The organism is Asanoa sp. NPDC050611, assembly GCF_040654855.1.
In the GTDB taxonomy this organism is placed as follows: Bacteria; Actinomycetota; Actinomycetes; order Mycobacteriales; family Micromonosporaceae; genus Asanoa.
In genome coordinates, this window is the sequence record NZ_JBFAIU010000028.1 from 1 (window position 1) to 19,072 (window position 19,072).

The window sequence follows — 19,072 nt, forward strand, 5'->3', positions numbered from 1 at the left end:
GTCGCCCAGGCCGCAGAACGACCGGCCCAGGATGTTGTCACAGGTGTCGAGCAGCGTGTCGAGGTCTTCGTGGGTGCCCTGACCGGACAACCGAGACCCGCACGCCTCGCCGCAAGCGGGGCAACGGCCGCGCCGGATACTGGCTATACCTGCTGCCGGGCGCCGTGCTCTTCATCCTCGTCATCGGGGCGCCGCTGGCCGGCACCCTCTACCTGTCGCTGACCAAGTGGTCCGGTGTCGGTGACCCCACGTTCATCGGCTTCGACAACTACACGCGGCTCTTCCAGGACGAGGTGTTCTGGACGTCGTTCAAGAACACCGTCGCGATGATCGTCGCCATGGTGGTCGCGCCGACGCTGTTCGGACTCCTGCTCGCCGCCACCCTCTTCGACGTCATCGGCCGCAGGTTCAAGGCGCGGACCGCCTCCGCCCTGCGCGCCATCTTCTACCTGCCGCAGGTGCTGCCGGTCGTCGTGGCCGGCATCGTCTGGGGCTGGATCCTGCGCCCGGACGGCGCGCTCAACGGGCTGCTCGACACGATCGGACTCCACGCCCTGCGGCACGACTGGCTCGGCGACCCGAACACCGCGCTGCCCAGCGTCGCGGCGGTGATGATCTGGGTACAGATCGGCTACCCGGTCGTCGTCTTCATGGCGGCGCTGCAGCGGGTCGACCCGGAGCTCTACGAGGCGGCCGAGGTCGACGGCGCCAACTGGTGGCACCGGTTCCGGTCGATCACCCTGGCGCAGATCCGGCCGGAGACCTTCGTGGTCGCCCTGACCTGCACGATCGCGGCGCTGAAGGTGTTCGCTCCGGTGTTCGCCCTGACCCGCGGCGGCCCGGAGAACGCGACCAACGTCCCGTCGTACTTCGCCTACTTCACGTTCTTCAAGAAGCTCCAGGTCGGCTACGGCTCGGCCATCTCGACCGTGCTCACGCTGATCATCATCATCGTGGCCGCGGTGTTCATCTGGCTGCAGTACCGCAGCGAGCGCCAGGACCGGGAGGTCTGACATGGCCGTCACCCTCGAGCGCCCGGCGGCGGCGCCAACCCGGCCGGCCGGAACCCGGAAGACCCGCGACCGGCACCACCGTGGCGTGAGCCGCTGGATCGTGCTCGCCATCGTCACGGTGGCCGCGCTCGTCATGCTCGTGCCGTTCGTGTTCATGCTGCTCAACGCGTTCAAGTCGCCGGCCGACTACTCCGGCGGCGGCCCGCTGAGCTGGCCGACCGAGTTCTACACCAAGGGCTTGACGACCTACTGGAACCAGGTCAACTTCCCGCTGAAGTTCTGGAACTCGCTGCTCATCGCCGGCTCGGTCGCGGTGCTGGGCGTGATCGTCTCGGTGCTCAACGCGTACGCACTGGGCATCGGCCGGGTCAAGGGCCGGCTCTGGATCGTCGGCCTGTTCCTGCTGGCCAACATGCTGCCGCAGGAAGCGCTGATCTACCCGCTCTACTACATCGCCAAGCAGATCGGCCTCTACAACACCCAGCTCTCGGTGATCATCATCTTCACCGTCATCCAGAGCGCGTTCGGCACCTACCTGCTCGCGTCGGTGCTCGGCACCTTCCCGAAATCCGTCCTCGAGGCGGCAGCGCTGGACGGCGCGAGCAAGTGGACCGTGCTGTGGCGCGTGGTGTTCCCGAACCTGCGGCCGACCCTCGCGGTCCTGCTGATCTTCTTCTTCATCTGGACCTGGAACGAGTTCCTCATCCCGCTGGTCATGCTCATCGACAACAGCACGCAGACCATCCCGGTCGCGCTGGCCTCGTTGCAGGGCGACCGGCTGATGGACGCGCCGACCACGAACGCGGGCGCGCTGATCAGCCTGGTGCCGGCGATCCTCTTCTTCATCGTTTTCCAGCGCACCCTTTCGCGCGGCATCACAGCAGGAGCCGAGAAGTGAAGTTCACCGACGGGTACTGGCAACTGCGGCCCGGGGTCAGCGTGCTGCGCCCCGGGACCGTCGAGTCGGTCGAGCTCGACGATCGCGGTTTCACCGTCTTCGCACCGACCGGCAAGGTCGTCACCCGCGGCGACACGCTCAACCGGCCGGTCGTCACCGTCAGGTTCTTCTCGCCGGCCGACGGCGTCATCGGCGTCACCGTCGGGCACCACCTCGGCGGGCTGCCGAAGCTTCCGGAGTTCGCGGTGGCCGCCGGCGCCGACCACCCGGTCACGGTCGACGTTTCCGGCCTGTCCGCGACGTTGACCAGTGGCGCGCTGACCGCGAAGGTCGCGCTCGTCGACGGGTGGAAGGTCGACTTCCTGCACGGCGACCGGGTGCTCACCTCGTCGACGGAGCGCAGCATCGGGCTGGCCACCGACGCCGACGGTCGCGCGTACGTCCATGACCGGTTGGCCCTCGGCATCGGCGAGAGCGTCTACGGCCTCGGCGAGCGGTTCGGCGCGTACGTCAAGAACGGCCAGACCGTGGACATCTGGAACGCCGACGGGGGCACGGCCAGCGAGCAGGCGTACAAGAACGTCCCGTTCTACCTGAGCAACCGCGGCTACGGCGTGTTCGTCGACCACCCCGAGCACGTCTCGTTCGAGATCGGCTCCGAGGTCGTGTCGCAGGCCCAGTTCAGCGTCGAGGGCCAGACCCTGACTTATTACCTCATCGACGGGCCGACGCCGAAGGACGTGCTGCGCCGCTACACCGCGCTGACCGGCCGGCCGGCCCGCGTGCCCGCCTGGTCCTACGGCCTCTGGCTGTCGACCTCGTTCACGACGTCGTACGACGAGAAGACCGTCACCGAGTTCATCGACGGGATGGCCGAGCGGGACCTGCCGCTGTCGGTGTTCCACTTCGACTGCTTCTGGATGCGGCAGTTCCACTGGTGCGACTTCGTCTGGGACCCGGCGACGTTCCCGGACCCCGAGGGCATGCTGCGCCGGCTGCACGAGCGCGGCCTCAAGGTGTGCGTCTGGATCAACCCGTACATCGCGCAGCGGTCGTACCTCTTCGAGGAGGGGCGCCGCAACGGCTACCTGGTGACGCGGGCGGACGGCTCGGTCTGGCAGTGGGACAAGTGGCAGGCCGGCATGGCGCTGGTCGACTTCACCAACCCGGACGCGGTCGCCTGGTACCAGAGCAAGCTCAAGGTCCTGCTCGACATGGGCGTCGACTGCTTCAAGACGGACTTCGGCGAGCGCATCCCGACCGACGTGGTCTGGCACGACGGCTCGGACCCGCAGCGGATGCACAACTACTACGCGCAGGCGTACAACAAGGCGGTCTTCGAGTTGCTCGAGACCGAGCGTGGTGTCGGTGAGGCCGTGGTGTTCGCCCGGTCCGCGACCGCCGGCGGGCAGCAGTTCCCGGTGCACTGGGGCGGCGACTGCGAGTCGACGTTCGCCGCGATGGCCGAGTCGCTGCGCGGCGGGCTGTCGCTGGCGGCATCCGGCTTCGGCTACTGGAGCCACGACATCGGCGGCTTCGAGGGCACGCCGGACCCGGCGGTGTTCAAGCGCTGGGTCGCGTTCGGCCTGCTCTCCTCGCACTCGCGGCTGCACGGCTCCGGCTCGTACCGGGTGCCGTGGGCCTTCGACGCCGAGGCCGTCGACGTGCTGCGCCACTTCACCCGCCTGAAGCTGTCGCTGATGCCCTACCTGGCCGCCGTGGCCGAGGAGGCGCACCGCGAGGGCCTGCCGATGATGCGGCCGATGATGCTGGAGTTCCCGGACGACCCGACCGCGGCGTACCTGGACCGGCAGTACATGCTCGGCCCGGACGTCCTGGTGGCGCCCGTGATGAGCGCCGACGGCGAGGTCACCTTCTATGTGCCGGCCGGCACGTGGACCCACATCGTCACCGGTGCGCAGCTGACCGGGCCGGCCTGGGTCACCGAGAAGCACGAGTTCGACAGCCTGCCGGTGCTGGCGCGGCCGGGTGCGGTGATCCCGTTCGGTGCGCGCGACGACCGGCCCGACTACGAGTGGGCCGACGACGTGCGGCTGCGGCTCTACGCTCCCGCGGAGGGGCAGCGCACCCGGGTCACCGTGCCGTCGCCGGGTGACGGCACCGGCGCGGAGTTCGAGGTGCGGTACGACAATGGGACGGTGTCCGCGGAACTGGTCGCGGGATCGTCGGTGGGATACCGGGTTGAGGTGGGACAGTGAGCGATTTTCCGAAGGACTTCGTCTGGGGTTCGGCAACGGCCGCGTACCAGATCGAGGGTGCGGCCAATGAGGACGGTCGGGGACCGTCCATCTGGGACACCTACAGCCACACCCCGGGCCGGACACTGAACGGCGACACCGGTGACGTGGCCGCCGACCACTACCACCGCTGGGAGGAGGACCTCGGGCACATCGCGTCGCTCGGGCTCGACGCCTACCGGTTCTCGATCTCCTGGCCGCGGGTCCAGCCGGGCGGCTCCGGCGCGTTCAACCAGGCCGGCATCGACTTCTACGCCAGGCTCGTGGACGGTCTCCTGGAGCGCGGGGTCCGGCCGGTGGCCACGATGTACCACTGGGACCTGCCGCAGGAGCTCGAGGACGCGGGCGGCTGGGCCTCCCGCGAGACCGCGCTGCGGTTCCGGGACTACGCGGCGGGGATCGTCGAGGCGCTGGGCGACCGGGTGCACACCTGGACGACCTTCAACGAGCCGTGGTGCTCGGCCTACCTGGGCTACGCGTCGGGCGTGCACGCGCCGGGCCGCACGTCGCCGGCGGACGCGTTGGCGGCCGTACACCATCTGAACCTGGCGCACGGCCTGGCCGGCCGCGTGGTGCGTGAGCTGGCCCCGGCGTCCGAGCTGTCGGTCACGCTGAACCTGCACGTGATCCGCCCGGCGTCGGACTCGCCGGCCGACCTCGACGCGGTGCGGCGGATCGACGCGCTGGCCAACCGGGCGTTCCTCGGCCCGATGCTGGACGGCGCCTACCCGGCCGACCTGCTGGCCGACACCGCGGCCGTCACGGACTGGTCGTTCGTCCACGACGGCGACGAGAAGCTGATCGCGGTGCCGCTGGACGTGCTGGGCGTCAACTACTACTCCAGCACGCTGGTCCGGGCCTGGGACGGCGTTTCCGAGCGGTCGAGCGCCGACGGGCACGGCCAGTCGGCCGCCTCGCCGTGGGTCGCCGCGGACAACGTCGAGTTCCTGCCGCAGCCGGGCCCGTACACGGCGATGGGTTGGAACATCGACCCGCCGGCGTTCACGGAGCTCCTGCTGCGCATGCAGCGCGAGTACCCGAACCAGCCGCTGATGATCACCGAGAACGGCGCCGCGTTCGACGACGTCGTCTCGCCCGACGGGACGATCCAGGACGAGCGGCGGATCTCGTACCTGCGTGACCACATCGGCGCCGTGGCCGCCGCGCGGGCGCAGGGTGCGGACGTGCGCGGCTACTTCGTCTGGTCGCTGCTCGACAACTTCGAGTGGGGCTACGGGTACGACCGCCGGTTCGGGATCATCCGCGTCGACTACGACACCCAGGTGCGCACGTGGAAGCAGAGCGCGCACTGGTACAAGGAGCTCGTCGCCACGGGCCGCTTGGTGTAGCGGACGCTGGTACGTCACAATTGCGCGCGGAGGGGAGTATTCCTTCGCGGCGTGGTCGTCAGCACGGCTGCCGCCCGACTCAGGTCGGGCGTCGGCCCGGCCTAGCCGGTCCGGCAGCTCGACGGCCGTGATGGAAGAGACCTCCGACAGCCACCATCAGTGGCGTCCTCGTGACGCTGTGTGCCTGCCGGAGGAAAATTGAACACCATGGACGTTTCGGGTGCCGTCTGGGCCGTCACCCTTGTCGTGCTCGTCGCCGTGCTCCTCGTCGACCTGCTGATCATCGGCCGCCGCCCCCACGAGCCCACCACCCGGGAGTCGGCCCTCTGGGTCTCGCTCTACGTCGGACTCGCGCTGGTCTTCGGCGTGGGCATCTGGGTCTTCAGCGGCGGCGAGTACGCCGGCCAGTTCTACGCGGGCTGGCTGACCGAGTACAGCCTCTCCGTCGACAACCTGTTCGTCTTCGTGATCATCATGTCGCGGTTCGCCGTGCCTCGGCATCTCCAGCAGGAGGTGCTGCTGATCGGCATCATCCTGGCGCTGGTCATGCGGGGCGCCTTCATCGCCGCCGGCTCCGCGCTGATCTCGCAGTTCGCCTGGGTGTTCTACATCTTCGGCGCGTTCCTGATCTACACGGCGATCAGCTTCGCGCGCCAGGAGGCGCACGGCGGCAGTGACTTCAACGAGAACATCGCCATCCGGTGGGTACGCCGGGCGGTGCCGTTCTCGAACGACTTCGACGGCGTGAAGCTGCGTACCGTCTCCGCCGGTCGCAAGCTGTTCACCCCGATGCTGATCGTGCTCATCGCGATCGGCACCACCGACCTGATCTTCGCCCTGGACTCGATCCCCGCGATCTTCGGCGTGACGAAGAGCCCCTACCTGGTCTTCACCGCGAACGTGTTCGCGGTGATGGGCCTGCGGCAGCTGTACTTCCTGCTCGGGCACCTGCTCGACCGGCTGGTCTACCTCAACCTGGGGTTGGCGGTCGTGCTCGGGTTCATCGGCGTGAAGCTGGTCCTGGAAGCGCTGGCGGACAACAACGTCCCGTTCATCAACGGCGGCGAGCACGTCTCGTGGGCACCGCACATCGAGATCTGGCTGTCGCTGACGATCATCATCAGCACGCTGCTGATCGCCACGGTGGCGAGCCTGATCAAGTCGGCCCGCGACAAGCGCGACGGCCGCGACGGCCGCGACGAGATCGAGGAGCCGAAGGTCGACGTCGTCGGCTGACCGGCGGCCGCCCGGGCGCGCTACCTGCCCGCCCGGGCGGCCTTCCAGTTGTCGATCAGCTCCGGGAGGCGCTGCCAGAGGTAGGCGTAGAAGTCGCGCATCTCGGTCAGGCGGCGGCCGCCCGGTGTGTCCGCGCCGGCGGCGGCGATGCCCTGGTCAGCCACGTCCATCATCAGCTTGACGAGCCGGTTCTGGCCCGACATCAGGGTCGCCCACGCGTACTCCCGCATCCGGAAGTGCTCGCGCCTGCTGCCCGGTGCCGGCACGCGCTCGATCAGCCCCACGCCCGTCAGCGACTTCACCGCGGCCGAGACGCTGCCGGAGCTCGTGCCCACCGTCTCGGCGAGGTCGCCGGCCGTCATCGTCTCCTGGTCGGTGAAGAGCAGCGCGGCGAGCACGCGAGCCGTCATCCGTTGCATGCCACCCTCGGTGAGGGCGAGCGCCAGGCGCTCCGCCGGTTCACTCAGCACCACGTCACGATCCCATCGTCGACCCGATCCTGACGAAATCTTAACGCCTCTAAACTTTCAGAGATCTCTGAAATCTGCGTACGCTCCAAGGCATGCAAGATGTCATCCGCTTGGAGAAGCTGACCAAGTCGTACGGGTCCCGGCGCGGGCTGGTCGACCTCGACCTGACGGTGCGGGCCGGCGAGGTCTTCGGATATCTCGGCCCGAACGGTGCCGGGAAGTCGACCACCATCCGGCTGCTGCTGGACCTGATCCGGCCGACCGCCGGCCAGGCCCGGGTCTTCGACCGTGATCCGCGGGCGCACGCGGTGGACCTCCACCGGCGGATCGGCTACCTGGCCGGCGACTTCGTGGTCAACCCCCGCCAGCGGGTCGGCGAGTGCCTCAGCTTTCTCGCGGCCGTGCGCGGCGGCGTGGCCCGGCAGCGGATCGACGACCTGGCCGCGCGGCTCGACCTCGACCTGGCGGCCCGGATCAAGACCCTGTCCAAGGGCAACCGGCAGAAGGTCGGCCTGGTGCAGGCCTTCATGCACCAACCTGACCTGCTGATCCTCGACGAGCCGACGTCGGGGCTGGACCCGCTCGTCCAGCAGACCTTCCTCGGCCTCGTCCGCGACGCCAAGGCCGCCGGGCAGACCGTCTTCATGTCCTCGCACATCATGTCGGAGGTCGAGGCGGTCGCGGACCGCGTCGGGATCATCCGCGCCGGCCGCCTCGTCGCTCTCGACACCGTCGACCGGTTGCGCGACCGCGCCGTGCACCGGTTCGAGATCGTCTTCGCCGGTCCGGTCGATGCGGCCGCGCTCGCCGCGGTCCCAGGGGTCTCGGACCTCACGGTGGACGGTCCGGTCGTCCGGCTCACGCTCGGCGCCAACCCGGACGAGCTGATCCGGGTGCTCGCCCGGCACCGCGTCGCCAGCCTGCGGGCCAGCGAGCCCGATCTCGAGGAACTGTTCCTCGCCCACTACCGCGAGACCACGATCGAGGAGACCAGCCGTGCCTGACGTCCTGACCAAGACCCTGTGGGACGCGCGGCGCGGCCTCGCCGGCTTCGCGGTCGGCACCGCGTTGGTCGGAATGCTCTACGCGAGCTTCTATCCGCAGGTCGACGGCGGCGCGATGGGCGACGCGGTCGAGGGCATGTCGCCGGGTCTGCGTGACGCCCTCAACCTCGACGACCTCGGCAGCGCCGCGGGCTACCTCGGGTCCAGCGTGTTCGGCATCATCGTGCCGCTGATCGCCGTGATCTACGGCGTCGCCACCGGCGCCCGGGCGGTCGCGGGCGATGAGGAGTCCGGCGGTCTGGACCTGCTTCTCGCGCACCCGGTGAGCCGGACGAAGCTGGTGTGGTCACGGTTGGGCGCGCTCGCGATCGGCGCGGGCCTGCTCGCCGGCCTCGTCCTGGTCGCCATGCTGGCGGTGCGGTCCAGCGCTTCGCTCGACAGCGTCAGCGTTGGCCAGTTCGCCGCGCAGTGCGTCGCCCTGGCGCTGCTGTCCACCGCGCTCGGTGCGTTCGCGCTCGCCCTGGGCGCCGTCACCGGGAGCCGCGGTACGACGCTCGGTGGCACCGCGGCCGTCGCCGTCCTGGCGTACGCGGCGCACAGTTTCGCCGGCCAGATCGGCGTCGGCCCCGCCCGCTACCTCTCGCCGTTCCACTACTACATCGGCCACGAACCGTTGCGGAACGGCTTCCAGTGGGGCGACCTCGGCGTCCTCGCCGCGGCCGTGCTGGTGCTCGGTGGTGTCGCTTCGGTGGTCTTCAACCGCCGGGACCTCCGCAGCTGACCGAAACTTCCCGGAACACATTGACGTGTGCCGTTGCGTGGGCTGATTCTGGGCTCTCGACCTCTACATCCGTGGGCATCGATTGATCGAGGTCGCCGTCCGCGCTGGAAGGGGAGCTCAGGTGAGAGGTCGTTCGACAATCGTGCTGCTGTTGACCGCGCTGGTCGCGTTCGCCGGTTCGGTGGTGGCCGTGACACTCGGCGCCGCACCGGCGCTCGCGGCCGTCGAGGACGATGGCGCCGGCTGCCCGGTGCCCGGCACCGGTGGCCTGACCGCCAACCCGCGGCTTCCGGATCCGTTCCGGAAGTTCGACGGCACCCGCATCACGTCCAGGTCCGACTGGCGGTGCCGGCGGGCCGAGATCAAGGAGCTGGCCGAGCGCCACGTGTACGGCGACAAGCCCGGCAAGCCGGCGAGCGTCACGGGCACGGTGTCCAGCAGCGGCATCACCGTCAACGTGACGCACAACGGCCGCTCGGCGAGCTTCTCGGCCGGCGTCCAACTGCCCAGCGGCAGCGGGCCCTTCCCGGCCGTGATCGTGGTCGGCGGGTTCGGCGCCGACACCGCGACGATCCGGGCCGCGGGCGCGGCGGTAATCAGTTACGACCCCCTCGCCGTGGGGCGCGAGGGCACGCCGCGCAACAACAAGCAGGGTGCGTTCTACAGCATCTACGGCGCCACGAGCAGCACCGGGTTGCTCGCCGCCTGGGCGTGGGGCGCAAGCCGGATCATCGACGTCGTCGAGCAGTCGGGCGGGACGGTCCTGCGGGCCGACGCGCTGGGTGTCACGGGCTGCTCGCGGTACGGGAAGGGCGCCTTCGCCGTCGGCGCGTTCGACCAGCGGATCGCGCTCACGATGCCGATCGAGTCGGGCAGCGCGGGCGTGCCGATCCTGCGCGGGATACCGGGCGAGTCCGGTGCGCAGCCGCTGAGCAGCGCGTACGGCGAGCAGCCCTGGCTCGGCGACGCGTTCAGCTCGTTCACCGGCAACCCGAACACGCTTCCGGTCGACATGCACGAGGTGGTCGCGATGGTCGCGCCGCGCGGGCTGTTCATCATGGAGAACCCGCACGTCGACTGGCGGGCCGCCCGCTCGGGCAGCGTGTCGGCGCTGGGCGGCGCGGAGGTCTACAAGGCGCTGGGCGCGGGCGACAACATCTCGTACTGGTCCGACGTGCAGGACGGCACCCACTGCGCGGCGCGGCCGGAATGGCGTACGCCGCTGCAGCAGCACATCCAGAAGTTCCTGCTGAAGACCGGAAACGCCGCGGGTACGTTCCGGATCTCCAGCCGCAAGGCCGGCAGCCTCGCCGAGTGGCGGGACTGGCAGACCCCGGTGCTGTCGGACGGCCCGAGCACGCCACCGACCGGCGGGCCCACCACTCCCCCGCCGACCACGCCACCGCCGGCCGGCGCGGGCTGCACGGCGACGGTGGCGCTCAACCAGTGGACGGGCGGATTCGTCGCGACGATCCGGGTGACCGCCGGCGCGGCGCCGATCGGTGGCTGGACGGTCGCGCTGACCCTCGGGTCCGGCGCCACGATCACGAGCGCCTGGAACGCCAACCGCAGCGGCAACACGGGCGCGGCCCAGTTCACCAACGTCGCGTTCAACGGTTCTGTCGCGGCTGGACAGTCGACGGAGTTCGGCTTCCAGGGCACCGGAAGCGGCGCGGGGCTCTCACCGTCCTGCGCGGCCCGGTAGGCGGTCGCGGCGGCGCAACCCGGGCCGGCGGACCGCCAGCACCACGGCGCTCAGCACGAACAGCGCGCCGGACACGGCCAGCCAGCGGGCGGCGTAGGAGACCCGCGGCTGGCCGGTCGCCGCCTGGTAGGTGTCCTGGCCGAGGTCGAGGATGCCAGGCAGGAAGACGAGGAAGAGCAGGGCGGTGCCCAGCGCCGGCACCCGGACGTGGTTGAGCAGCGCTCGCCGGGTCGCGGGCGCCGTCCCGGTTGCGCGCCGCAGTCGCCGGTCCAGCGCCGCGTAGATCGGGAACAGGATGAGGTCGTGCGCCACCACCGCGCCGCCGAACCAGAGCACCATTCGCCAGAACCTGGCCTCGCCGGCGGCGTAGAAGGCCGCGGCGCCGGCGAGGGTGAAACAGACCAGCAGCACCAGCGCGTGCGGAGCCCCGGCGCCGTAGTCGGCGCGGAGCCGGGCGAGCCGGTCACCCATCGCCGGCCCGGAAGTCGATGGTGGCGACCCACTTGGTGCAGTGCACCCCGGGCAGCGCCGGCACGATGACCCGGGCCGGGAAACCGTGGTCGGCGGACAGGTCGACCCCGTTGACCCGCAGGGCGAGCAGCGAGTCCCGATCGGCGACCTGGTTCGACTGCAGCGTCGCCTGGCGGAACAGGCCGTTCTGTTCGAGCGAGCGCACGTGGGCGGAGGCCGGGTCCGGCACACCGGCCAGGGCGGCGAGGTCCGCGAGGCGTACGCCCGACCAGGTCTGCATCGTCGACCAGCCCTCGACACAGGCGATCGGCAGGCGCGCGGTGTGCTGGCCCATCGCCAGCAGCGCGGCGCGATCGAACTGGACGGTGCGCCCGCCGCCGGTCAGGGTCAGCCGCCAGGCCGGTCCGGTGTCGGCCGCCCGGATGCCGGCCGCGGCAGCGCTGCGGTTGACCTGAAAGCCGTTCGGTCCCTCACCCGGGTTGCGGCCGCGCGGCAGCAACAGTGCCGTGCGGCGCAGCGGACCGTCGATGCTCTGCCCGAACGTGAGCGCGGCCAGCAGCAACGAGCCGCCGCCGACGAGGGCCAGCGCGCCGCGCCGGCTCAGCGTCACCGGTCCGGGCCGGGACGCGACCAGGTCCGGATCCACCGGCTCCGGCCGCGACCGGCGCAGCGCCGCGACGAGCGTGGGCAGCTTGATGACGACGTGGGCGACGAACGCGCCGATGAACACCCACGCGCCGAAGTAGTGCGCGGTGTAGAAGTCGAAGCCGAAGAGGTACGCGTACTGGATGTCGAGCACGCCCGTGGCGATCTCGAACAGGATGCCGCCGACGAGCAGGAGCAGTGAAAGGCGCTCGAGCACCTGCGCCACCGAGCGGGCCGGCGGCCAGGTGAAGAGCTTGGGCATCACCGACCAGAGCTTGGCCAGCACCACCGGGATGAGCACGATCCCGAGCCCCACGTGCAGTCCCTGGGTGAGCCGGAACAGCCAGGACGGCCGGGTCGGCCAGTCGAAGGGCGGCAACCGCAGCCAGCCAACGTTCTGCGGGAAGGCCTGATCGAACTGCGGGCCGTAGGCCGCGTAGTCGAGCAGCCCGGTGATGATCACCAACGGCAGGGTGAGGAGCAGCACGAGCCCGAAAACGGACGTCAGGCGGGGCCCGCGCAGCGGGCTGCGCCAGTTGCGCCGGACCGCCTCGACGCCGGGCGGCGGATGCCGGTCCAGCTTCCGCCAGAGCGTACGCGGCGCGCCGTCAGACACCGTCGTCCTCCCGTGTGGCGTGCGGACCCTCCCCGGCAGGCTATGCGCGGACGGCCCGGCCTGGCCGGATTTGCGGCATACCTTCCCTACGCTGAGCGGAATGCGGATACTCGTCACCGGCGCCGCCGGCTTCGTCGGATCCCAGGTCGCGGACCTGCTCGTGGCGCACGACCACGAGGTGGTCGCGGTGGACGCGCTGCTGCCCCAGGCACACGGCGACGAGCTGCCGCCCTGGTCGCAACGACATGACGTGGTACGCGGGGACGTGCGCGACGCGGCCCTGCTGGACCGCCTGCTCGCCGGCGTGGACGCGGTCTGCCACCAGGCGGCGATGGTCGGCCACGGCATCGACCCGTCGGACGCCCCCGACTACGCCAGCCACAACGACTACGGCACCGCGGTCCTGCTCGCGGCGATGCATCGCGCCGGCGTGCGCCGCCTGGTCCTGGCCAGCTCCATGGTGGTCTACGGCGAGGGCCGCTACGAGTGCGAACGGCACGGTGTCGTCCGCCCCGCGCCACGCGCCGACGCCGACCTCGCCGCGGGCCGCTACGACCCGGCGTGCACCGCCTGCGGCGCGACCCTGCGACCGCTGCTGGTGCCCGAGGACGCGCCGCTCGAGCCGCGCAGCACCTACGCCGCCACCAAGCTCGCGCAGGAGCACCTCGCGGCGGCGTGGGCCCGGCAGACCGACGCTCATGTCTGGGCGCTGCGCTACCACAACGTCTACGGGCCGCGGATGCCGCGCGACACGCCGTACGCCGGCGTGGCCGCCCTCTTCCGCTCGGCCCTCGCCGCCGGATCGGCACCGCGGGTGTTCGAGGACGGCCGGCAGCGCCGCGACTTCGTGCACGTCACGGATGTCGCGAGGGCGAACCTGCTCGCGCTGTCGGCTCGGCCGGGCGAGCCGCTGGTGCCGGTCAACGTCTGCTCCGGCGAGCCGCACACGGTCGGCGAGCTGGCCGGCGCGCTCGCCGCCGCGATGGCCGGCCCGGCGCCGCTGGTGGTCGGCGAAGCCCGGGCGGCCGACGTGCGGCACGTCGTCGCCGACCCGCGGCGCGCGCGGGAGCTGCTCGGCTTCACCGCGCGGGTCGGCTTCGCGGAGGGCGTCGCCGCCTTCGCCACTGATCCGCTGCGCGCCCCTGTCAGGACACCGTCCAGAGCAGGTGGTTGACGGCCAGCGCGGTCGCCGCCTGCCCGGCCAGCCACCAACGCCGCGTGTGCGGGGGCAGCAGGGCGGTCGCGGCCAGCAGCCAGACCACGAACGGCAGCCAGATCCGCTCGACTTCGGCCTTGCTCATCCCGGAGAGGTCCGCCACCGCGACGGCCAGCGCGGCGGCCAACGGGAGCAGGGCGAGGCGATGGGTCCGTAGGGCACCGACCGCCCGGCGCAGTGCCGGGCCGACCACTGGGCCGGCCGAGAGGATCAGCGCGGCCAGGTTCGCCCAGACCCAGTACGCGTACGGACGCTCCGCCGCCCAGCCCTGGTAGTAGCGCTCCACCACCAGGTGATAGCCGGTCCACCAGTTGAAGCCGGCCAGCGTCACGCCACCGACGACCGTGGCGACGCCGGCCAGCGCGGCGAGCAGGGCCGCGGGGCGCGCGTTGGGTCGCAACACGATCGCGGCCAGCGCGAGGAAGCCGACGAGGACGAACCCGTAGGACAGGTAGAGCGCGCACCCGAGCAGCAGGCCGCCGGCCGCCGCCACGACCGGGCCGCGAACCACGAGCAGGGCCACACCCGCGGCGACCACGGCGGCGAAGATGCCGTCCGCGGAGGCGCCTGTCCAGACCGCGCCCGGGAGCAGCACGAGGAACGGCACGACGGCGCGGGCGGCATCCGGGGCGCCGAGCGCGCGGAGCGTCACCGCGACCGATACCACCACCGTCGCGCCGATCAGGACGCACGCGAGCCCCGCGGCCGTGCCTCCGCCGAGACCGACCCGGTCGAGCAGGACGAACACGAGCAACGCGCCGGGCGGGTGGCCGGCGGTGTGCGTCGACCACGAGCCCGGCTGGAAGTCCAGGATCCGGTCCGCGAACCCGGGCAGCAGCGCGCCGAGGTCGGTCACGCCTGGCACCTCGGTCAGGTACTCCGCCTGCACGGTCAGCCGCTGGACCAGGCCCGCGGACCAGCCATCCACCATGGACAGTGCGAGCGTCCATGCCACGGCCGCCGGCCAGGCGGCGCCCAGCACCGCGCCCCACCGGGCGGTCCGCGCCCACGGCACACCCCAGCCGGTCACGACGACCGCCACCAGCACGGCGGCGGGCGTACCCCAGCCGACGTGCGGCCGCCAGGTCGCGTAGAGCGGAGCCGCGTCGGCGTGCAGGCCCACACCGCGGCGGTTGAGCAGCAGGCCGACCACTCCCGCGGCGGCGACCAACACCGCTTCGGCACCGAGCACGACGAGATCGGCGCGGCTCAGCCGGCGGGTCCGGGCGCGGTCCGCCGCGGCTTCGACGAGAGCGGCCATGACTATCGAACGTTACGGTCGCTGCCCCGCCCGCCGGGCCGAAATCGGGATCGCGTCACCGGTCCGGCGGTGTAATCGCCTTTCACTGTCGGGCTGGCGCCGTCCGCGCCTAGCGTCGAGCGCATGGCCCTGCTGTCTGCGATCGACGTGGTGCTGCCCTGCCTCGACGAGGCGGCCGCGTTGCCGGGCGTGCTGGCGGGGCTGCCGCCCGGTTACCGGGCGATCGTGGTGGACAACGGGTCGCGTGACGGTTCGCCGGAGGTGGCCGCCCGGCACGGGGCACAGGTGGTCCACGAGCCACGGCGGGGCTACGGCGCCGCGGTGCACGCGGGCCTGGCGGCCGCCACCGCGGATCTCGTGTGCGTGCTGGACGCCGACGGCTCCTTCGACGCGGGCGAGCTGCCCGCCCTGGTCACTCCGGTCGCGGCCGGTTCGGCGGACCTCGCGGTCGGCCGTCGGCGCCCCCTGGCCCGCGGCGTCTGGCCGTGGCACGCCCGAGCCGGCACGGCGCTGGTGGCCGCGCTGCTGCGCCGCCGGGGCGTACCCCTGCGTGATCTGAGCCCGATCCGCGTCGCGCGGCGGGAAGCGCTGCTCGCCCTCGGCGTCCGCGACCGCGCGTTCGGCTATCCCTTGGAGTTGCTGATCAGGGCGGCGGGCGCGGGCTGGCGGATACAGGAGATCGACGTCCGGTACGCGCCCCGCGCCGCCGGCACCCGGTCGAAGGTGTCGGGCTCGGTCCGCGGCACGCTACGCGCGACCCGCGACTTCGCCGCAGTGCTGCGGACGGTCGGAATGCCCCGGTGACGGTGCTGCTGGTGATGGCCAAGGCACCGGTGCCCGGTCAGGTGAAGACCCGGCTGTGCCCGCCGGCCACACCGGTCGAGGCGGCCCGGATCGCGGCGGCCGCCCTCCTCGACACCCTCGACACGGTCCGCGCGACCGCCAGGGTCATCCCGGTGCTGGCGTGCGCCGGCCGGCCGGACGCCAGGCTCCGGGCGGCACTGGCCGGTTGGACGGTGCTCCCCCAGCGCGGCGCCGGGCTGGCCGACCGCCTGGCCAACGCCCACACGGACGCGGCGGCGGCGTTTCCGGGCCACCCGATCCTGCAGATCGGCATGGACACGCCGCAGCTGACCCCGACGTCCCTGACGGCCGCGGTCTCCCAGCTGGGCACGGCGGACGCCGCCCTGGGCGCGGCGGTGGACGGGGGCTGGTGGGCATTGGGCCTACGCGACCCGGCGCGAGCCGCTGTCCTGCGCAAGGTGCCGATGTCCACACCGGACACGGGGCGCCTCACGTTGGCGGCGCTGACGGGCCTACGGGTGGCAACCTTGCCGGTGCTCCGGGACGTCGACGAGTGGCCGGACGCGCTCGCGGTAGCGGCGACGCTCCCGGGCACAAGGTTCTCGCGCGCGGTCGCCGCGGTGCGAGTCGCACCCACCGGGACTCACGCCTAACACGTAGAAGCCCTAGAATGTCTGCATGCCGAACGGGCGCGGCTCCATCATCCGCGCCGCTCTGAGATTTCTTCGCAAGTCACGGCGGCGGTCGCGTCCCTCGGCAGCCGGCCCGGAGCTGCACAGCCGCGGTCGGCCCAACGGTCTCCTTCCCGGGCCCCGGCTGTCCCCGATGCGGCCGGAGACCGCCTATGCCGTCGGACGGCGCTATGGCATCGACCTTGACGACGTTCACATCCGCGTCCGCGATCACGAGGTCGGGTACTTCGGCTTCACGAACAGCCGGCAGCAGGTGGTGCTGGCCCGCGACGCGTTCGCCAACGAGCAGGAGATGGCCCGTACCCTCTACCACGAGCGCTACCACGTCGGTCAGCTCCGCAGCGGGACGCCATACCCGCGCACCGACGGCGAAGCCGCTGGCGGTCTACGTGGCGTGCCTGGTTCCGCCGATGTCGCCTGTCCCAACTGTGGGCAGCATCGGCTGCGGCTGGTGTTCACCGGGGACGGGGTCGGGTTCGGTTCGTTGTGGTGCGACGCCTGTCTCTGGGGCATTTTCGTGTCCCGCGCGGCGATTCCCGAGGGTGCGACCGTGCTTGCGCCGGACCTCTCGGAGGCGGGCCGACGCGCGATCGTGCCGAACTATCGGATCGTGCCGCCGGATGAGGACGGCTGATTCCCGTCCCACCAGGTGAGGATGCGGAGGGCTCGGGTTGTGGTCCAGCGGCTGGGGCCCGGCGGCTCCAACGTGAACCATTGCGGGCCCGCGTACTGCTGGTAGCGCGGCCATCGGCCGTCCGCCCGCCGGGCCGCGCGGACCAGGTCGACCGCGTCCGTCAGGCGCTCGTCGCCCGGGTCCGTCGTGTCCGCGAACAGCTCCAGCCCTCGGAGCACGTCGAAATGCCACTCCGGGAACGCCGGGAATCGTGTGCTGGCGCGGATCGCGACCTCGCCCGTGCGGTGCGAGCGGTACAGGCGGTGGTTAAGGAAGAAGTCCAGCCCGCGCCGGACAGCGGTCGTGTCAGCAGCGCCCGCGGCCGTCAGGGCCTCCAGCGCCATCACGGTCGTGTGGAACGAGCTGTGCTTCGAGCGGTCGCCGCGGGCCGCGCAGTTCCAGCCGCCGTCCGTCTGTTGCTGGTCCAGCAGGAAGGCGAGCGCGTCGTCCACCCGCGCCGTCCGGTAGCCGAACGTGTACGAGATCCGCGCGAACATCGACACTGCACGTCTCCGACACCCGCCGGCGGTCGTCCCACTCCCACAGCCGCTCGCAGCCGCGCAGCGCCGCCGGGTGGCCCGCCGGCAGGCCCAACCAGAGCAGGTGCAGCAGGGTGTACGTCGTGGACGTCCACTTCGGCGTGTAGACCCCGCCGCCCCAGTTGCCGTCCGGGGACTGCGCCGCGAGCAGGCGCGCGCCCCAGCCTTCGGTGGCGATCCGGGCGCGGTCCGACGGCTCGGCGGCGCCCGTCAGGTCGCGCAGGACACGCCAGCGCACCGCCGGGTCGCCGTCGAGGAGCCAACTAAACAGCTCGTCGTCGATGCCACACAGGCTAGCGCCGCGCCGTCACGAGCGCAGCCAGGCCCGTGGTGACCGGCACCGCGGCGACCAGGCCGATCGTGCCCACCACGCTGCGGACGATCTCGTCCGCGATGAACTCGCTCGTGAGGATCGTCGACGCCGACTGCCCACCGATGATCACGAGGAGGAGCAGAGGGAGCGACGCGCCGGCGTACGCCAGGACGATGGTGTTGACCGTCGAGGCGATGTGCGCCCGGCCGATGCGCGTGGCGGAACGGTAGAGGGCCCTGGCGCCGAGTGTCCGGTTCGCCGCGGCCAGTTCGCCCACCGTGGCCGCCTGGGTGACCGTGACGTCGTCGAGCACACCGAGTGTCCCGATCACGATGCCGGCCAGCAGCAGGCCACGCGGGTCGATCTCGCCGAGGAAGACCGCCAGGAGGCCCGTGTCCTCGCTGCCGAAGCCGGTCAGGTGCAACGCCGACGTCGCCGCCACCGCGAGCCCGCCGGTCAGGGTCAGGCTGACCAGCGTGCCGAGGACCGCGACCGAGGTCTGCACGCTGAAGCCGTGCGTCAGGAACAGGACCATGAACATGATCGCGGCCGAGCCGACGATGGCGATCAGCAGCGGCGGCTTGCCGACGGCGATCGCGGGCAGGATGAACGTCAGCAGGATCGCGAAGCTGACACCCAGGCCGATCAGCGCCGCCACGCCCTGCCAGCGTCCGAACGCGACGATCACGAGCGCGAAGATGCCGATCAGCACCGCGAGTTGCAGGCCGCGCTGGTGGTCGAGCACGGCGTACTGCGGCGGTCCTTCCGGCGCCACGCTCTCCGCCACGACGATCTTGTCGCCGGTCTCGACCACGGGTGAGCCCGGCCCTTCCGGGATCGTCGCGGTCACCGTCTGGCCGGACTGCGGGCCGCTGGTCAGCCGCACCGACACCGAACCGCACTGGCGCGCCGCGCGCTGTTGGCACGGCTCCGGGTGCACGGCGGTCACCGTCGCGTCGCGCCGCGCCGGCTGGTCGGTGGCGATGGTCTGCGGTCCGGTGTACGGCCACAGCACGGCGAGGCCGATCCCCGTGAGCACGGCGAGCGGGACGAGGATGGCCGCCATGATCATCCTGGTCCGCCGCGGCGCCGGGCCCACCGGTCCGTGCGCGTGCGCCATGCCGTCGA

The 19,072-nt window shown here is 71.6% G+C and carries 18 protein-coding genes and 1 pseudogene; 12 read left to right on the forward strand and 7 right to left on the reverse strand.

Annotated features, from left to right (window positions below):
* A pseudogene (locus tag AB0H87_RS07070) lies at positions 1-90 on the reverse strand (NADH-ubiquinone oxidoreductase-F iron-sulfur binding region domain-containing protein); the annotation flags it as partial.
* Between the two features lie 74 nt (positions 91-164).
* On the opposite strand from AB0H87_RS07070, the gene AB0H87_RS07075 reads away from it, so the two are divergent.
* The 5 genes from AB0H87_RS07075 to AB0H87_RS07095 all read left to right on the forward strand — a co-directional run bounded on the left by AB0H87_RS07075 (position 165) and on the right by AB0H87_RS07095 (position 6,754).
* Positions 165-1,013: a sugar ABC transporter permease gene (locus AB0H87_RS07075; RefSeq protein ID WP_360140983.1), complete on the forward strand. Its 849-nt coding sequence runs from the start codon at positions 165-167 to the stop codon at positions 1,011-1,013.
* A gap of 1 nt (position 1,014) precedes the next feature.
* Positions 1,015-1,911, forward strand: coding sequence for a carbohydrate ABC transporter permease (locus AB0H87_RS07080; protein ID WP_360140986.1), 897 nt, complete (start codon positions 1,015-1,017; stop codon positions 1,909-1,911).
* Positions 1,908-4,130, forward strand: a complete 2,223-nt coding sequence (gene yicI, locus AB0H87_RS07085; protein ID WP_360140989.1) for an alpha-xylosidase — start codon at positions 1,908-1,910, stop codon at positions 4,128-4,130. The genes AB0H87_RS07080 and yicI overlap by 4 nt, the downstream gene beginning before the upstream one ends.
* Positions 4,127-5,518, forward strand: a complete 1,392-nt coding sequence (locus AB0H87_RS07090) for a GH1 family beta-glucosidase (protein WP_360140992.1) — start codon at positions 4,127-4,129, stop codon at positions 5,516-5,518. The genes yicI and AB0H87_RS07090 overlap by 4 nt, the downstream gene beginning before the upstream one ends.
* Before the next feature lie 207 nt (positions 5,519-5,725).
* Positions 5,726-6,754, forward strand: a complete 1,029-nt coding sequence (locus AB0H87_RS07095) for a TerC family protein (RefSeq protein ID WP_360140995.1) — start codon at positions 5,726-5,728, stop codon at positions 6,752-6,754.
* 20 nt (positions 6,755-6,774) lie between these two features.
* On the opposite strand, the gene AB0H87_RS07100 is transcribed toward AB0H87_RS07095, so the two are convergent.
* The gene (locus AB0H87_RS07100) at positions 6,775-7,224 is read right to left on the reverse strand and encodes a MarR family transcriptional regulator (RefSeq protein ID WP_360140998.1); all 450 of its coding nucleotides are present in this window, start codon (positions 7,222-7,224) and stop codon (positions 6,775-6,777) included.
* A gap of 92 nt (positions 7,225-7,316) precedes the next feature.
* On the opposite strand from AB0H87_RS07100, the gene AB0H87_RS07105 reads away from it, so the two are divergent.
* From AB0H87_RS07105 to AB0H87_RS07115, 3 genes are all read left to right on the forward strand, one after another.
* Positions 7,317-8,228, forward strand: coding sequence for an ABC transporter ATP-binding protein (locus AB0H87_RS07105; protein ID WP_360141001.1), 912 nt, complete (start codon positions 7,317-7,319; stop codon positions 8,226-8,228).
* On the forward strand, positions 8,221-9,009 hold the full coding sequence (locus AB0H87_RS07110; protein WP_360141004.1) for an ABC transporter permease subunit: 789 nt from the start codon (positions 8,221-8,223) through the stop codon (positions 9,007-9,009). The genes AB0H87_RS07105 and AB0H87_RS07110 overlap by 8 nt, the downstream gene beginning before the upstream one ends.
* 121 nt (positions 9,010-9,130) lie before the next feature.
* Positions 9,131-10,714, forward strand: coding sequence for a cellulose binding domain-containing protein (locus AB0H87_RS07115; protein ID WP_360141007.1), 1,584 nt, complete (start codon positions 9,131-9,133; stop codon positions 10,712-10,714).
* On the opposite strand, the gene AB0H87_RS07120 is transcribed toward AB0H87_RS07115, so the two are convergent.
* Positions 10,691-11,185: a hypothetical protein gene (locus AB0H87_RS07120; protein ID WP_360141010.1), complete on the reverse strand. Its 495-nt coding sequence runs from the start codon at positions 11,183-11,185 to the stop codon at positions 10,691-10,693. The genes AB0H87_RS07115 and AB0H87_RS07120 overlap by 24 nt on opposite strands.
* Positions 11,178-12,446, reverse strand: coding sequence for a molybdopterin-dependent oxidoreductase (locus AB0H87_RS07125; protein ID WP_360141013.1), 1,269 nt, complete (start codon positions 12,444-12,446; stop codon positions 11,178-11,180). Before AB0H87_RS07125 ends, AB0H87_RS07120 begins: the two co-directional genes overlap by 8 nt.
* A 100-nt stretch (positions 12,447-12,546) precedes the next feature.
* On the opposite strand from AB0H87_RS07125, the gene AB0H87_RS07130 reads away from it, so the two are divergent.
* Positions 12,547-13,620 carry an NAD-dependent epimerase/dehydratase family protein gene (locus AB0H87_RS07130; RefSeq protein WP_360141016.1) on the forward strand — a complete coding sequence of 358 codons (1,074 nt, stop codon included), beginning with the start codon at positions 12,547-12,549 and terminating at the stop codon, positions 13,618-13,620.
* Here AB0H87_RS07130 and AB0H87_RS07135 read toward each other — a convergent pair.
* Positions 13,592-14,923 (reverse strand): hypothetical protein, encoded by a 1,332-nt coding sequence (locus AB0H87_RS07135; RefSeq protein WP_360141019.1) that lies wholly within the window; start codon positions 14,921-14,923, stop codon positions 13,592-13,594. The genes AB0H87_RS07130 and AB0H87_RS07135 overlap by 29 nt on opposite strands.
* Positions 14,924-15,052: 129 nt before the next feature.
* Between AB0H87_RS07135 and AB0H87_RS07140 the strand changes: the two genes are divergently transcribed.
* The 3 genes from AB0H87_RS07140 (at position 15,053) to AB0H87_RS07150 (ending at position 17,053) form a co-directional block, all read left to right on the forward strand.
* Positions 15,053-15,727: a glycosyltransferase family 2 protein gene (locus tag AB0H87_RS07140; RefSeq protein ID WP_360141085.1), complete on the forward strand. Its 675-nt coding sequence runs from the start codon at positions 15,053-15,055 to the stop codon at positions 15,725-15,727.
* Complete coding sequence (locus tag AB0H87_RS07145) at positions 15,724-16,380, forward strand: DUF2064 domain-containing protein (RefSeq protein ID WP_360141022.1); 657 nt, start codon at positions 15,724-15,726, stop codon at positions 16,378-16,380. Before AB0H87_RS07140 ends, AB0H87_RS07145 begins: the two co-directional genes overlap by 4 nt.
* Positions 16,381-16,552: 172 nt before the next feature.
* Positions 16,553-17,053, forward strand: a complete 501-nt coding sequence (locus tag AB0H87_RS07150) for a hypothetical protein (protein WP_360141025.1) — start codon at positions 16,553-16,555, stop codon at positions 17,051-17,053.
* Here the strand turns inward: AB0H87_RS07150 and AB0H87_RS07155 are convergent.
* Complete coding sequence (locus AB0H87_RS07155) at positions 17,020-17,589, reverse strand: hypothetical protein (RefSeq protein WP_360141028.1); 570 nt, start codon at positions 17,587-17,589, stop codon at positions 17,020-17,022. The genes AB0H87_RS07150 and AB0H87_RS07155 overlap by 34 nt on opposite strands.
* A gap of 335 nt (positions 17,590-17,924) precedes the next feature.
* Complete coding sequence (locus AB0H87_RS07160; protein ID WP_360141031.1) at positions 17,925-19,064, reverse strand: YibE/F family protein; 1,140 nt, start codon at positions 19,062-19,064, stop codon at positions 17,925-17,927.
* Positions 19,065-19,072: the final 8 nt, after the last annotated feature.

What these genes read in the sequence shown, in the direction of transcription:
- AB0H87_RS07080 (WP_360140986.1), top strand. Translation starts at nt 1,015, where the DNA reads ATGGCCGTCACCCTCGAGCGCCCGGCGGCGGCGCCAACCCGGCCGGCC.
- AB0H87_RS07095 (WP_360140995.1), top strand. Translation starts at nt 5,726, where the DNA reads ATGGACGTTTCGGGTGCCGTCTGGGCCGTCACCCTTGTCGTGCTCGTC.
- AB0H87_RS07105 (WP_360141001.1), top strand. Translation starts at nt 7,317, where the DNA reads ATGCAAGATGTCATCCGCTTGGAGAAGCTGACCAAGTCGTACGGGTCC.
- AB0H87_RS07120 (WP_360141010.1), bottom strand. Translation starts at nt 11,185, where the DNA reads ATGGGTGACCGGCTCGCCCGGCTCCGCGCCGACTACGGCGCCGGGGCT.
- AB0H87_RS07130 (WP_360141016.1), top strand. Translation starts at nt 12,547, where the DNA reads ATGCGGATACTCGTCACCGGCGCCGCCGGCTTCGTCGGATCCCAGGTC.
- AB0H87_RS07135 (WP_360141019.1), bottom strand. Translation starts at nt 14,923, where the DNA reads ATGGCCGCTCTCGTCGAAGCCGCGGCGGACCGCGCCCGGACCCGCCGG.
- AB0H87_RS07150 (WP_360141025.1), top strand. Translation starts at nt 16,553, where the DNA reads ATGCGGCCGGAGACCGCCTATGCCGTCGGACGGCGCTATGGCATCGAC.
- AB0H87_RS07155 (WP_360141028.1), bottom strand. Translation starts at nt 17,589, where the DNA reads ATGTTCGCGCGGATCTCGTACACGTTCGGCTACCGGACGGCGCGGGTG.
- AB0H87_RS07160 (WP_360141031.1), bottom strand. Translation starts at nt 19,064, where the DNA reads ATGGCGCACGCGCACGGACCGGTGGGCCCGGCGCCGCGGCGGACCAGG.